We start from the raw sequence: 12,823 nt of genomic DNA, 5'->3' as shown, positions 1-12,823 counted from the left end.
CGGGTGCAATAAACTGGTTATCCTTACGGCCAAGGAGTTTCGTTATGCAATCTGAACATACCTTTAAACAATACGATGCCGAGCTCGAATCGGTACGTGCCAAAGTACTGCAAATGGGCGGCCTGGTTGAAGAACAGATTGTCAACGCCATCGAAGCCTTGATAGAGGCCGACGTTTCCCTGGCCAACCAGGTCATCGAGCGCGACCATGCGGTGAATGCGCTGGAAGTCGCGATCGACGAGGCATGCACCACCATCATCGCGCGCCGCCAGCCGACCGCGGGCGATCTGCGCATGATCATGATGATGGTCAAGACCATTACCGACCTGGAGCGTATCGGCGACGAAGCCACCAAGATCGCCCGTGTCGCGCACAAGATCCATGAGGCGGACCGCCTGTATTCGCCGCGCTTCAACGAAATCAAGGCGATGTGCGTGCAGGTCAGGGAGATGCTGCGCATCGCGCTGGACGCTTTTGCGCGGCTCGATGTCAGCCGCACCGTCGAAGTCGCACGCCAGGACATGCAGGTGGACGACGATTTCCGCGCCGTCACGCGCCAGCTCATCACGTTCATGCTGGAAGACCCGCGCACCATAACGATGTCGCTGGAAGTCATGTTCATCGCCAAGGCCATCGAGCGTATCGGCGACCATGCCAAAAACATCGCCGAATACGTGGTGTATATGGTCAAGGGCAAGGATGTGCGCCATATCACGATGCAGGAGATGGAAAAGGAAACCCTGCAGTAGGAGATTTTTTGAAGTCGCCACAGCCGTCCTCTTCGGAGATCGCCGCCGTCGATCTCGGTTCCAACAGCTTCCGCCTGCAAATGGCGCGTGTAGAGGACGGCCAGCTGTTCATGCACGATTCCCTGCGCGAAATGGTCAGGCTGGGCGCGGGGCTCCAAATGGATAAAACCCTCTCCCACGACGCCATGCAGCTCGCGGTGGAATGCCTGCGCCGTTTCGGCGAACGCCTGCGCGGGCTTGATCCGCACGCGGTGCGCGCCGTTGCCACCAATACTTTCCGCGTCGCCCGCAATGCTCCGGCACTGCTACAGCGCGCCGAAGAAGCGCTTGGTTTCCCGATCGAAATCATCGCCGGCCGCGAAGAGGCGCGCATGATTTTCATCGGCGTATCCCATAGCCTTCCCCCCTCCGAAATGCACCGGCTGGTGATCGACATCGGCGGCGGCTCGACTGAATTCATCGTCGGCCGGAATTTCGAGCCGCAGAAAATGGAAAGCCTGTACATGGGCTGCGTCAGCTACAGCATGCGGTTTTTTGCCGATGGCAAGCTGTCGGAAGGCAACCTGCGCCGCGCGGAGATTGCCGCGCGTACCGAGATTCAGGGCATACGTCGGGAGTTCTCGAGCGGTCACTGGCAGGATGCAATCGGCTCTTCCGGCTCGGCGCGGGCGTTAGGAGAAATCCTGCGGCTAAACGACTGGTCGGACGGCGCCATTACCCGTAGCGGGCTGGCCGAGCTGAAGGAGCGGCTGCTGCGCACCAGGGAAATCCGCAAGCTGGATCTGCCCGGGCTGTCCGTCGAACGCGCCGCAGTGATCGCCGGTGGGTATTCCATTATGGCAGCGGCGTTCGCGGAGTTAGGCATAGAGCACATGACGGTGGCCAGCGGCGCGCTGCGGGAAGGCGTGCTGTACGAGCTCTTGGGCCGCATGCGGCATCAGGATACGCGCGAAGCCACGGTGCACCAGTTCAAGCGTCGCTATCACGTGGATGCGCCGCAGGCGCGTCGAGTGCAACTGCTGGCGCTGGCGCTGCTGGAGCAGATCGCACGCAAGCTGGAAATGGAACAGGCGCTGGCGCGGCAATATCTGACTTGGGCGGCGCGCCTGCACGAGATCGGCATTTCGATCGCCCACTCCGGCTACCACAAGCATTCCGCCTATATCATCGAAAATGCCGACATGCCTGGTTTCTCGCGCATGGATCAGCAAATGCTGGGCATGCTGCTGCGCGCGCAGCGCCGCTCCCTGACCAAACTGACTGCTCTGCCCACGCATAACGATCATCTGGCTTTGATACTGGTGCTAAGGCTGGCGGTGCTGTTCCATCGCAACCACATGGAATTCACCATGCCGGCGCCGGAATTGTGCTGGGAACCCAACGGACAGTTCCGGCTGGCGGTGGATCCGGAATGGCTGGCGGAAAATCCGCTTACCGAGGCAGCACTTGCGGCCGAGGCGGCTTATTGGAAAGACATCAATATCACGCTGGCAATCGACGCGTGATCATTCTTCCCGCGCCAGTTCCTGGCCGAAGTTCGCCAACAGGAATTCCTGCGCGCTGAACGGCTGGGCGCGGCCCGGTTTCCTGTGGCGATAGCTGCCGTCCGGCTGCATCTCCCAGGCTTGTAAATTATCTTTGAGGTAAGGCTCCAGCCCTTCCTTCAGCACGCGTTTCTTGAGCTTGGGGTTGAGCACCGGAAAGCAGGTTTCGATGCGGCGGAAGAAGTTGCGGTACATCCAGTCGGCGCTGGCGAGGTAGACATCCTGTGCGCCGCCGTTGTGGAAATAGAAAATCCGCGAATGTTCCAGGAAACGGCCGACGATGGAACGCACCCGTATGTTTTCCGACACCCCGGCCATGCCGGGCCGCAGCGCGCAGACGCCGCGCACGATCAGGTCGATCTCCACCCCGGCGAGGGAAGCCGCATACAGCGCGCGGATGATGTCCGGGTCGAGCAGCGCGTTCATCTTGGCGATGATGCGTGCCTTCTTGCCAGCCCGGGCGTTTTCCGCCTCGTTATGGATCGCCTTGATCAGTTGCTGGTGCAGCGTGAACGGCGATTGCCACAGATGTTTCAGCTTGGTGGCCTTGCCCAGGCCGGTGAGTTGGGCAAAGATGTCGTTGACGTCCGCGCTGATCTCGGCGTGGCAGGTAAGCAGGCCGAAATCGGTATAGAAACGCGCGGTGCGCTGGTGGTAGTTGCCGGTGGCAAGATGCACGTAGCGGCGCAGCTTGCCTTCCTCGCGCCGCACTACCATCGCCATCTTGGCGTGCGTCTTGTGGCCGACGACGCCGTATACCACGTGAGCGCCCACTTCCTCCAGTTTGGCTGCCCAGTTGATGTTGGCCTCCTCGTCGAAGCGCGCCATCAGCTCCACCACCACGGTCACTTCCTTGCCGCGGCGGGCTGCGTCGATCAATGCCTGCATCATCGTCGAATCCGAGCTGGTGCGGTAAACCGTCTGCTTGATCGCCAGCACGTCGGGGTCTGCCGCCGCCTGCTGGATGAATTCCACCACCGGGTTGAACGACTGGAACGGCAGGTGCAGCAGGATGTCGCCCTTGCGGATGACCTTGAAAATATCGGTTTCCTTGCCGATTTCGCGCGACAGGCTGGGTATGTAGCGCGGAAATTTCAGATCGGGCCGTTCCACCCCGTCCGGGATCTGCATCAGGCGCACCAGATTGACCGGGCCGTTGACCTGGTACAGGTCGTCGGGGATGAGCCCGAACTGCGCGAGCAGAAACGCCGACATTTCCGGCGAACAGTTGTCCGCCACTTCCAGCCGTACGCCGTCGCCGAACTGGCGGTGGGTGAGCTCGCCTTGCAGCGCCAGGCGCAAATCCTTGATTTCTTCCTCGTCGACAAACAGGTCGCTGTTGCGCGTCACGCGGAACTGGTAGCAGCCGCGCGCGGTCATGCCGCTGAACAGTTCGCCGACATGGGCATGCAAAATGGAAGACAGGAAAACGAAGCCGTATTCGCAGCCGGCCAGCTCGGGCGGCAGCCGGATCACCCGCGGTAACGCACGCGGCGCCTGCACGATGGCCATGCCGGAGTTGCGGCCGAAAGCGTCCTTGCCTTCCAGTTCCACCGCGAAGTTGAGGCTTTTGTTGAGCACGCGCGGGAACGGATGGGCCGGGTCCAGCCCGATCGGCGTCAGCACCGGCATCAGCTCGCGGAAGAAATAGTCGCGTATCCACTCGGCCTGCGCCTCGTTCCACTGGGTGCGGCGCAGAAAATCGATGCCCTCGGCCTTCAGTTGCGGCACCAGGACATCATTGAAGATCTGGTACTGCCTGGCTACCAGTCCGTGCGCCACCTCGCTAACCTGCGCATAGATCTGGCCGGCCGGGAGGCCGTCGGCAGCGGTAAAGGCGGAATTGAACTGTATCTGCTCCTTGAGGCCGGCAACGCGCACCTCGAAGAACTCATCCATATTGCTGCTGACGATGCACAGGAACTTCAGGCGCTCCAGCAGCGGATTGCGCTCGTCCTCCGCCTGCGCCAGCACGCGGCGGTTAAAAGCCAGAATACCCAGTTCGCGGTTAAGGAAATACTCGGGGGCAGTCAATCTTATCGGTGAGGCCACAAAAAAAGATTTGTCAAAAGTTATGATCGGATCGCGACGGGTTTATTGCGGAACGAAGCCGGACGGTTTTTCCGCACCTTCGCCGAAGAAATAGGCTTCGGTCTGTTCCGCCAGATATTTGCGTGACTGCGGGTCCGACAGACTCAAACGATGCTCGTTGATCAGCATGGTCTGGTGTTTTTTCCAGCCCTCCCAGGCTTCCTTGGATACGTTTTCGTAAATCTTGTTGCCGAGCGTGCCGGGATAGGGGGGGAAATCCAGCCCCTCGGCCTCGCGCCCGAGTTTGATGCATTTGACGGTTCTTGCCATGATTCCACTCCTGTTGATTAATCGGTAATCATAGCCTAAAGCCCCGCAGATTGGCGAGAATCCCCGTGCCGGCCAGGCACCAGACGATCACCGCGCCGGACGGCAGGTCGAACACCGCCGACAACGCCAGTCCGACGGCGTAAGCCAGCGCACCGAGCGCATAGCCGCCGGCCAGCCGCCGATTTTGCGGCCAGTTGCGTACCGCCAGTGCCGGCATGATCAGGCTGGAAAACACCAGGTAGACGCCCACCAACTGCACCGAAGCGGTGACCGCGACGGCGAACAGCGCATAGAAGCCGAAGTGCTCCAGGCGCTGCCTGGCGCCGAACCAGATAGCCAAAGTCAAAACGGCAACCGCCGCCGCAGGGATCAACTGCGCCGGCGTTACCCATAAAATCTGGCCGGAGAGCAGGTCTTTCAGGTGTTCGCCGCCGTGCGGGTTGTTGGCCAGCAGCAGAATCCCGGCGCTGGCCGCCAGCACAAAAATCGCGCCTATCAGCGCTTCCTGCACTTCCGGCCAGTTCTTCTCGATCCAGGTGAGCAGAAAAGCACCGGGCAGCGCGGCGGTCAGGGCCGCCGCCTGCACGGCCCAGCCCTGCGGCTCCCAGCCCATCAGGTCGGCGGCGATCACGCCCAGCGCCGCGATTTGCGCCACTGCCAGGTCGATGAACACGATGCCGCGCTTCAGCACCTGCTGGCCCAGCGGAACGTGGGTTGCGAGCACCAGTAGTCCCGCCAGCAACGCGGGGGCGAGGAGGTTGAGGTTGAGCGTATCGAAGTTCATTTGGCGGCATCCAGCAGGCGTTGCACGGTATCGTCGAACAGGCCGAAGAGATCCTTGGCGCGGTCGTCGCCGCCGACCGTGAACGGCAGTGCGACCGCGGGAATCTTCGCCCGCTCCGCCAGCCACTGCGAGGCCCGGTCGTCGTTATAGGCGGCGCGTATCACCATCCTGGCCGGCTGCCTTTTGAGTTGGTCCAGCACTTCCGCCAGATGGCTGCCGGTGGGTTCGACGCCGGGCTTGGGCTCCAGCGTCGCCACCTCTTTCAGTCCCAGCCAGTCGCTCAGGTAAGGGAAGGCCTTGTGCTGCACCACGATGGCGGCACCCTTGAGCGGCGCGGCCTGGCCTTCCCAGCGCTTGATCGCGTCCTGCCAGCGCTGCGCGAAATCCTGGTGGCGGGATTTATAGAACGCCGCGTTAAGCGGGTCGATTTCGGCCAGGCGCTGTGCCAGCGCATCGGCGACTTTGGCGATGTTGCGCGGATCGGTCTGGATGTGCGGGTTGCCCTGGGCATGCACGTCGCCGTCGGCGCGGTCCAGCCGCGACGGCACTTCCAGCCGCCGCACATAGCTGCCGGCCTCGAAATAGCCCGGTTTGCCCGGCTGGATTTCCGCATTGCCGGCCTGGCGTAGCACCATCGGCAGCCAGCCGATTTCCAGTTCCAGCCCGGTGCACGCTGCCAGATTGGCCGAGCGCGCCTTGGCGATCAGGCTGGGCTTGGCCTGCACGTGATGCACATCCTGCAAGGCCTGCGTGGCGTTGTAGACGGAAACCTTGTCGCCGCCCAGTTCCTGCGCCAGCGCGCCCCATTCCGGTTCGCAGGCGAAAACGTTGAGCGCGGCCCGTGCCGACGATAGTGTCAGCAGGCATAGCGCGAGGACGGAAATGATTTTTTTCATGGCGTGCTCCTGTTAGAACTTGTGGGCGCCATGCGCGCCCAGGCTCATGATGTATTGAACGAAGAACTGGTTGTCGGTCGCATGCTCGCGCGACCGGTCGCGTGCCAGTTGCAGGCGGATGCGGCTGAATTCGCTCGGGCTGTAGTCCATCATCAGGCTGATGCGGTCCGGGTTGTAGCCGTCGGCAACGATTTTGGCGTTATTGCTCGCATAGTCGGTACTGCCGCTGCCCAGCCGGTCGTAGCGCAAGCCGGTGCGCCAGTACGGCATGAACTGATAGACGCCTTGCACATACCAGCCGGACTGGCTGGCATGGTAGCGGTCGGCGCTGGCAATAACGGTATCCACGTCGTAAGTCAGCGTGCCCGATTCGCTACGATGCAGATATTCGCCCTGCAGCTTGAAGTTGGTGGCGTTGATGTTGCCGTTGGGAGCCCATTTCCAGACGAAATCGGCAATCCACAAGCGGCTGGTGCCGCTGAATTGATTGGTGATGAAATTGCCGGCAGTATCGAGGTCGGATGATAGCCGCTTGCTGGGCGAGGCGCGCAGATAGGACAGCCCCGCGCGCCAGCTGCTGCTGATGCCGATGTCGCCGCCGACATGGCCGAACGCGCTGCCCATCGCGGCGCCGTTCTTGTCCTTGCCTGCTGTATCGGCGATGCGCCCGCGTCCGGCTTCGGCGCCGAGTTCGATAAAGGTGTTGGTGGGCGCCACCCACTTTATCTGCACGCCGTCGTCGCCGAACTGCCCGCCGAGAAAGGCCTGGTATGCCAGCGGATTGTCGACGAAATCCCAGGTATGCGCGTGCTGCTCGTTGAGGTAGCCGATGCCGGAGAAGAAGCGCCCGCCCTTGACGGTCAAGCCCGCCGGGAGCGAGGTGGTCTGCACGAAAGCCTCTTCCACGCCGACGGTATTATCCGGCGCCAGCGCCAGGTTCAGCCCGCCGTAGAAGTAGTGGTCAATGTTGGCGTAGACCCCCAGCTCCGATTCCGCCAGGCTCAGGCCGCGCAGGCCGGGGCCGATTGCACCGCCGGTCTGGAAGCCGGTGATGTGGAAGTCGGAATTCTGCGAGCGGTTGGCGTAAATGCCGGAAAGGATCAGCGAAATATCCGGATTGAAAGCATTGCCGGATGCCGGCGCGCGATTGGCGGCCGCCTGGTCTGCCGCGATTTCCGCCCTGGCGGCGCTTTCCACGGCCTTGCCAGCGCTGCCCTGCACCTGCTCCAGCTTGTTTTCCAGCGCCTGGATGCGCGCTTCATAGCTTTGCTTCATCTGCTGCACCGTCTGTTGCATCTCGGCACGCAATTTCTCTATCTCGTCGCTGTCGTTGGCGGCCGCCAGCATCGGATAGCCGCAGGCAAGCGCAACGGCGCCTGCCAATAATTTCCGTTTGAACATGATGACCTCGTTTGTGCAATGAACGAATACACCGCTGCGGCAGGGCGCCGACGGTGCAAGGTGTCACAAGCTAAACGGATCGGGGCGGCGCGCGGGCGGCGTAGTGTAGGGTGGGCTCGGAGCAGCGGCGAATCCCGCTTTCGATGAATGGCGGACAATGGTCGGCCGGCACCGCAAAAACCTGATGATGGCTGCCAACCGCATTGCCGAGCGAGGCATACACCATGCACTTGTCGCAAAAGGACAGGTGCGGCGCTTTTTTATCCTGCTGCGATTCGCTCTGCGCGTCCGCGAAGTGCGAGATGGCATGCACGGCGGCGCCCTGCTGGCCGAGGCCGAACAGGAAGGCGAGCGAAAGGGTCAGTAGAAGACGCCGCAACATGAGCCGCATTCTAGCGCAACTTTGTGCAAAGACATCGCAAACGCCGGTTTTTCCGTCGTTGACGGCTGGTTTTCCGTTAAAATACGCTTTTCAATCCGACGCGCGCCATTTTATGAAAAATGCGCGTTTCCGCTATCTGCTGCCTGGGCCACCGATGAATCAAATACCTCCCGTCGTCCTTACTTTCGCCGGCACCGACCCTACCAGCGGCGCGGGCCTGCAGGCCGACATCCTGACTTTGTCCAGCATCGGCTGCCACCCGACCTCGGTGGTGACTGCCGTTACCGTGCAGGACACGCTGGGCGTGGACAACGTGATGGTGTTCGATGCCGAATGGATCGAAGAGCAGGCGCGCGCTGTGCTGGAAGACATGGAAGTGGTCGTGTTCAAGCTCGGTATGCTGGGCAGCGTCGAAAACGTCGCGGTGATCGCCGAAATTCTGGCTGACTATCCGGACGTGCTGCTGGTGATGGATACCGTGCTGGCTTCCGGGCGCGGCGACGAACTGGCGTCGGAAGAGATGCAGGAAGCGATGCGCGACCTGCTGCTGCCGCAGGCTTCGCTGATCACCCCCAACAGCATGGAGGCGCGGCGCCTGGCTTTCATGGACGACAGCGAGGACGACGAGGAAAACGCCTCGCTGGAAGAATGCGCCCGGCGCTTGCTGGCCCTGGGCTGCGAGCACGTGCTGATCACCGGCACCCACGAGCGCAGCATCGACGTGACCAACACGCTGTACGGCCGGAACGGCAGCATGCGCTCCTGGCGCTGGGATCGCCTGCCGGGCAGCTACCATGGCTCCGGCTGTACGCTGACCTCGGCGATCGCGGCTTGCCTGGCGCATGGCCTGACAATGGAAGAAGCCGTGGCGGAAGCGCAGGAATATACCTGGGCCACGCTCAAGGGCGCGTTTCGCCCCGGCATGGGCCAATATATTCCGGATAGGCTGTTCTGGGCGCGCGACGAGGATGACTCGCAGAACAATTAACGGGCTGTATGCGATCACGCCGGACTCTTCGGATATCGACGATCTGCTGCAACGGGTCGAGGCTTGCCTGGCGGGCGGGGCCGGCGTGCTGCAGTACCGCAACAAACACGTCGCCGCGCCGCATCTGGCGATGGCCGGCGTCCTGGCCGCACGCTGCCGGGCGTATAAAGTGCCGTTCATCGTCAACGACGATATCGAACTGACGCTGGCGGTCGGTGCCGACGGCGTCCATCTGGGGCGCGAGGACGGCGACTGCCTTGCGGCGCGCGCGCGCCTCGGGCCGGACCGCATCATCGGCATCAGCTGCTACGACAGCCTGCAACGGGCGCTGACGGCGCAACAGGGCGGCGCCGATTATGTCGCCTTCGGCAGCGTATTTCCCTCCTTAACCAAACCCCACGCGCCGCATGTGCCGCTCAGCCTGCTTGCCGAAGCAAGGCGACGGCTGCAAACCCCCATCGTTGCCATTGGGGGCATATCGCTGCACAATGCGGCTCAAGTAATACAGGCAGGCGCCGATGCTGTAGCGGTAATCAGCGCGGTATTTGATGCGCCGGATGTCGGCCTGGCCGCGCAGGAATTTTCCAACCTTTTCAAGCAGGGCACCACAGAGTCATCATCATGAGCAGAAACCAGCAGTTGTTCGAACAATCCCGGAAACTCATCCCCGGCGGCGTCAATTCGCCGGTGCGCGCTTTCCGCTCCGTCGGCGGTACGCCGGTATTCTTCAAGCGCGGTCTGGGGGCGCATGTGTGGGACGAGGACGACAAGCGCTATATCGACTATGTCGGCTCCTGGGGCCCGATGATCCTCGGCCATGCCCATCCGGAAGTGACAGCGGCGGTGCGCGCAGCCGCTGGCGACAGCCTTTCCTTCGGTGCGCCGACGGCGCGTGAACTGGAGATGGCGGAACTCTTGATCGAACTGGTGCCCAGCATGGAACAGGTGCGGCTGGTCAGTTCCGGCACCGAGGCCACGATGAGCGCGATCCGCCTGGCGCGCGGTTTCACCGGGCGCAGCAAGATCGTCAAGTTTGAAGGCTGCTACCACGGCCACGCCGACGCATTGCTGGTAAAAGCGGGCTCGGGCGCGCTGACCTTCGGCCAGCCCAGTTCCGCCGGCGTACCGCCGGAAGTCGCGGCTCATACCTTGACGCTGTCCTACAACGATATCGCCGGTGTGGAAGGACTGTTCGCCGAGATCGGCGATGAAATCGCCTGCGTCATCGTCGAGCCGGTCGCCGGCAATATGAACCTGATTGCGCCGCTTCCAGGCTTTCTCGAAGGCCTGCGCAGCTTGTGTTCCAGGCATGGCGCAGTGCTGATTTTCGACGAGGTGATGACCGGCTTCCGCGTCGCGCTGGGTGGGGCGCAAGGACTATACGGCATTACCCCCGACCTCACCACGCTGGGCAAGGTCATCGGCGGCGGCTTGCCGGTGGGCGCTTTCGGCGGACGCCGCGACATCATGCAGTGCCTGGCCCCGGTCGGGCCGGTATATCAGGCCGGCACCTTGTCCGGCAATCCGGTCGCGGTGGCGGCCGGGCTCACTACTTTGCGGTTGGTGCGGGAGCCCGGCTTCTACACACGCCTGACCGCGCGCACGCGCCAGTTTGCCGAAGGCCTGAGCGCCGCCGCCAGGGAGCGTGGCATACCGTTCAGCGCGCAGAGCGTGGGCGGCATGTTCGGCATTTATTTCAGCGACCGCGCGCCCACCAGCCATGCCGAAGTCATGCAGTGCGACAAGGAAGCCTTCAACCGTTTCTTCCACGCGATGCTGGAACAGGGCGTCTATCTTGCACCGTCCGCGTTCGAGGCGGGCTTTGTCTCGGCGGCCCACGACGAAGAGGTGATCGAGCAAACATTGCGGGCGGCACGGAACGCCTTGAAGATGTAACGGTTTGGATTCTCATTGAAGTCGGCGGGCTGAACCCGGAGGAGTTCTTTGTGGAAGATGACCCAGAAAATCCGGAACAAACGGAACAGGCAGTTCCGGCGGATAAATCTAAAAAATTTCAGATCAGAGTGGTCGGTGCGGCGATTATCCATGCGCTAGGCCGCCTGCTGCCCCGGCTGGGTCTGTATTTCTTCATGCTCGCGGCCCCCCTGGCGATTGTCGGGTATCCCGCATACAAAGTTGCCGAACGGTTGGCGGATTACTCGACGGCGAACACGCTGGAAGCCGGGTTCGCCGGCATGGAAATCAACAAGGTCAAGGATCTCGACAACAAATCCGCCTGGTTCAAGTCGAAAGGGCATATCGACGTCCTGCTCTCGTTCAAGGCCAAAGACGGCAAGACCTATATTTCAGTGCTCAAGAAACCATGGACTTCACCAGGCCTCAAGGGCAAGATGGAGGAGCAATATCAGGAAGGCGAGATATATACCCTGTACCAGACGGGCGACGGCGGGGTGCATGCCGAAGAGGACGTCGCCAAAGACAATTTCTTCATGCTCACCTTGCTGATGGGGCTGGTTTTTATCGCTTACGTATTGTTCGTGCTGATCAGGAAGAGGCTGTCGACCCAGCAGCCGGAGATGGTTCATCTGGCGTCGAGCGCGACAGCCAAAAGCATTATTGCCGCGCAGTCGGTCGCTTTGCTGGTTGCGGCCGTGCTGACGGGGGTTGTCGCGTATCAGCCCATTTTCATTCCCAACCTGCTGTACCTGGGCTGCTACTGGGGAGCCGTCGTGTTCCTGGCGATCTCCCTGCGGCTGCTGGTATTTCAGCCTGTTCATCCCGAACCGGTTGCGAAGGAGCAAGCGGAGCCGGAAAAGCCCAGAGCTCAGCGGCCATGAGCAAAATTACCCGGACTGATGGCGGAAAAAGCATGCGCTGTGAATTATGCGATGCCGTCGGCGGCGAGCTGCTGCGGCAAGATGGCTTATGCCGCGTAGTATTGGTGGCCGACGCCTGGTATCCCGGCTTCTGCAGGGTGATCCTGAACCGGCATGTAAAGGAAATGAGCGACCTCGACGAGGACGAGCGCTCAGGGCTGATGCGGGTGGTGTTGGCGGTGGAAAAAGGTGTACGGGAGGTGCTGCGGCCCGACAAGGTCAATCTGGCCAGCCTGGGCAATATGACGCCGCATATTCACTGGCATGTGATTCCGCGTTTCGCCGACGACCGCCACTTTCCCAACTCGATCTGGGGCGAAGCGCAGCGTGACGGCGTCGCCCATACCACAGATGCTATTGCTGCACGGCTGCGGCAAGCCATTCAAGTCGCCTTGCCGGACGTTTAAACCCATAACAGCAGTTACCGCCGATGCGCGCCGATAAACGCAGATAAAACATGGTGTTATCGACGTTCATTGCACCACCCAAAGGTGAGTGAAAACTTCTGTAACGCATTACATCGCCGGCGTTCATCTGCGTTTATCGGCGGTTAATCGCCGTTTTTAGGTTAAATCTTCAACCGCTCCACCACCTTGCCGTTCTTCAGGTGCGATTCGATGATCTCATCGATATCGTGCTTGTCCATATAGGTATACCAGACCGCTTCCGGATACACCACGACCACCGGGCCTTCGCTGCAACGGTCCAGGCATCCGGCGCGATTGATGCGCGATTTGCCCTTGCCGTGCAGGCCGAGTTCCTTGGCTTGGCTTTTGGCATACTCGAACAACTCGCCGGCACCCCTGTCGCAACAGCATGGGCCGCCGTCATCGCGCTGGTTGAGGCAGAAGAATACGTGGTGTTTGTAGTAATTCATCAAG

14 protein-coding genes are annotated in these 12,823 nt (G+C 61.5%); 7 read left to right on the top strand and 7 right to left on the bottom strand.

From position 1 onward, the window contains the following. Positions 1-44 precede the first annotated feature (44 nt). A complete protein-coding gene (gene phoU, locus VGK14_RS02995) occupies positions 45-749 on the top strand; it encodes a phosphate signaling complex protein PhoU (protein WP_331507442.1) in 705 nt (234 codons plus the stop codon). A gap of 8 nt (positions 750-757) precedes the next feature. Continuing rightward, positions 758-2,254, top strand: a complete 1,497-nt coding sequence (gene ppx / locus VGK14_RS02990) for an exopolyphosphatase (protein WP_331507441.1) — start codon at positions 758-760, stop codon at positions 2,252-2,254. On the opposite strand, the gene ppk1 is transcribed toward ppx, so the two are convergent. The 6 genes from ppk1 to VGK14_RS02960 all read right to left on the bottom strand — a co-directional run bounded on the left by ppk1 (position 2,255) and on the right by VGK14_RS02960 (position 8,117). Further along, positions 2,255-4,345, bottom strand: a complete 2,091-nt coding sequence (gene ppk1 / locus VGK14_RS02985; protein ID WP_331507440.1) for a polyphosphate kinase 1 — start codon at positions 4,343-4,345, stop codon at positions 2,255-2,257. A gap of 42 nt (positions 4,346-4,387) precedes the next feature. Then, positions 4,388-4,654, bottom strand: a complete 267-nt coding sequence (locus VGK14_RS02980) for an oxidative damage protection protein (RefSeq protein WP_331507439.1) — start codon at positions 4,652-4,654, stop codon at positions 4,388-4,390. A gap of 28 nt (positions 4,655-4,682) precedes the next feature. Next, positions 4,683-5,438: a metal ABC transporter permease gene (locus VGK14_RS02975; RefSeq protein ID WP_331507438.1), complete on the bottom strand. Its 756-nt coding sequence runs from the start codon at positions 5,436-5,438 to the stop codon at positions 4,683-4,685. Beyond that, positions 5,435-6,334, bottom strand: coding sequence for a metal ABC transporter substrate-binding protein (locus tag VGK14_RS02970; protein WP_331507437.1), 900 nt, complete (start codon positions 6,332-6,334; stop codon positions 5,435-5,437). The genes VGK14_RS02975 and VGK14_RS02970 overlap by 4 nt, the downstream gene beginning before the upstream one ends. 12 nt (positions 6,335-6,346) lie before the next feature. Further along, positions 6,347-7,735 carry a hypothetical protein gene (locus VGK14_RS02965; RefSeq protein WP_331507436.1) on the bottom strand — a complete coding sequence of 463 codons (1,389 nt, stop codon included), beginning with the start codon at positions 7,733-7,735 and terminating at the stop codon, positions 6,347-6,349. A gap of 70 nt (positions 7,736-7,805) precedes the next feature. Beyond that, complete coding sequence (locus VGK14_RS02960) at positions 7,806-8,117, bottom strand: hypothetical protein (protein ID WP_331507435.1); 312 nt, start codon at positions 8,115-8,117, stop codon at positions 7,806-7,808. 154 nt (positions 8,118-8,271) lie between these two features. On the opposite strand from VGK14_RS02960, the gene VGK14_RS02955 reads away from it, so the two are divergent. The 5 genes from VGK14_RS02955 to VGK14_RS02935 are packed head-to-tail and all read left to right on the top strand — an operon-like array spanning position 8,272 to position 12,349. After that, positions 8,272-9,105 (top strand): hydroxymethylpyrimidine/phosphomethylpyrimidine kinase, encoded by an 834-nt coding sequence (locus VGK14_RS02955; RefSeq protein ID WP_331507501.1) that lies wholly within the window; start codon positions 8,272-8,274, stop codon positions 9,103-9,105. Then, positions 9,086-9,730, top strand: coding sequence for a thiamine phosphate synthase (thiE, locus tag VGK14_RS02950; RefSeq protein ID WP_331507434.1), 645 nt, complete (start codon positions 9,086-9,088; stop codon positions 9,728-9,730). The genes VGK14_RS02955 and thiE overlap by 20 nt, the downstream gene beginning before the upstream one ends. After that, on the top strand, positions 9,724-11,001 hold the full coding sequence (hemL, locus tag VGK14_RS02945) for a glutamate-1-semialdehyde 2,1-aminomutase (RefSeq protein WP_331507500.1): 1,278 nt from the start codon (positions 9,724-9,726) through the stop codon (positions 10,999-11,001). Before thiE ends, hemL begins: the two co-directional genes overlap by 7 nt. A gap of 50 nt (positions 11,002-11,051) precedes the next feature. Beyond that, entirely contained in the window at positions 11,052-11,903 is an 852-nt protein-coding gene (locus VGK14_RS02940; protein ID WP_331507433.1) for a hypothetical protein, read from the top strand. A gap of 32 nt (positions 11,904-11,935) precedes the next feature. Then, a complete protein-coding gene (locus VGK14_RS02935; protein WP_331507432.1) occupies positions 11,936-12,349 on the top strand; it encodes an HIT family protein in 414 nt (137 codons plus the stop codon). A gap of 161 nt (positions 12,350-12,510) precedes the next feature. On the opposite strand, the gene VGK14_RS02930 is transcribed toward VGK14_RS02935, so the two are convergent. Continuing rightward, on the bottom strand, positions 12,511-12,819 hold the full coding sequence (locus VGK14_RS02930; RefSeq protein WP_331507431.1) for a (2Fe-2S) ferredoxin domain-containing protein: 309 nt from the start codon (positions 12,817-12,819) through the stop codon (positions 12,511-12,513). Positions 12,820-12,823: the final 4 nt, after the last annotated feature.

Origin of the sequence: Novimethylophilus sp. (genome assembly GCF_036504375.1) — a bacterium.
In the GTDB taxonomy this organism is placed as follows: Bacteria; Pseudomonadota; Gammaproteobacteria; order Burkholderiales; family Methylophilaceae; genus Novimethylophilus.
This window is presented reverse-complemented; position numbering and strand designations above follow the sequence as displayed.

Excerpts from the sequence above, each read along its gene's own strand:
- VGK14_RS02970 (WP_331507437.1), bottom strand. The coding sequence starts at position 6,334 with ATGAAAAAAATCATTTCCGTCCTCGCGCTATGCCTGCTGACACTATCG.
- VGK14_RS02935 (WP_331507432.1), top strand. The coding sequence starts at position 11,936 with ATGCGCTGTGAATTATGCGATGCCGTCGGCGGCGAGCTGCTGCGGCAA.
- VGK14_RS02975 (WP_331507438.1), bottom strand. The coding sequence starts at position 5,438 with ATGAACTTCGATACGCTCAACCTCAACCTCCTCGCCCCCGCGTTGCTG.
- phoU (WP_331507442.1), top strand. The coding sequence starts at position 45 with ATGCAATCTGAACATACCTTTAAACAATACGATGCCGAGCTCGAATCG.
- VGK14_RS02980 (WP_331507439.1), bottom strand. The coding sequence starts at position 4,654 with ATGGCAAGAACCGTCAAATGCATCAAACTCGGGCGCGAGGCCGAGGGG.
- VGK14_RS02955 (WP_331507501.1), top strand. The coding sequence starts at position 8,272 with ATGAATCAAATACCTCCCGTCGTCCTTACTTTCGCCGGCACCGACCCT.
- VGK14_RS02930 (WP_331507431.1), bottom strand. The coding sequence starts at position 12,819 with ATGAATTACTACAAACACCACGTATTCTTCTGCCTCAACCAGCGCGAT.
- thiE (WP_331507434.1), top strand. The coding sequence starts at position 9,086 with ATGACTCGCAGAACAATTAACGGGCTGTATGCGATCACGCCGGACTCT.
- VGK14_RS02960 (WP_331507435.1), bottom strand. The coding sequence starts at position 8,117 with ATGTTGCGGCGTCTTCTACTGACCCTTTCGCTCGCCTTCCTGTTCGGC.
- VGK14_RS02965 (WP_331507436.1), bottom strand. The coding sequence starts at position 7,735 with ATGTTCAAACGGAAATTATTGGCAGGCGCCGTTGCGCTTGCCTGCGGC.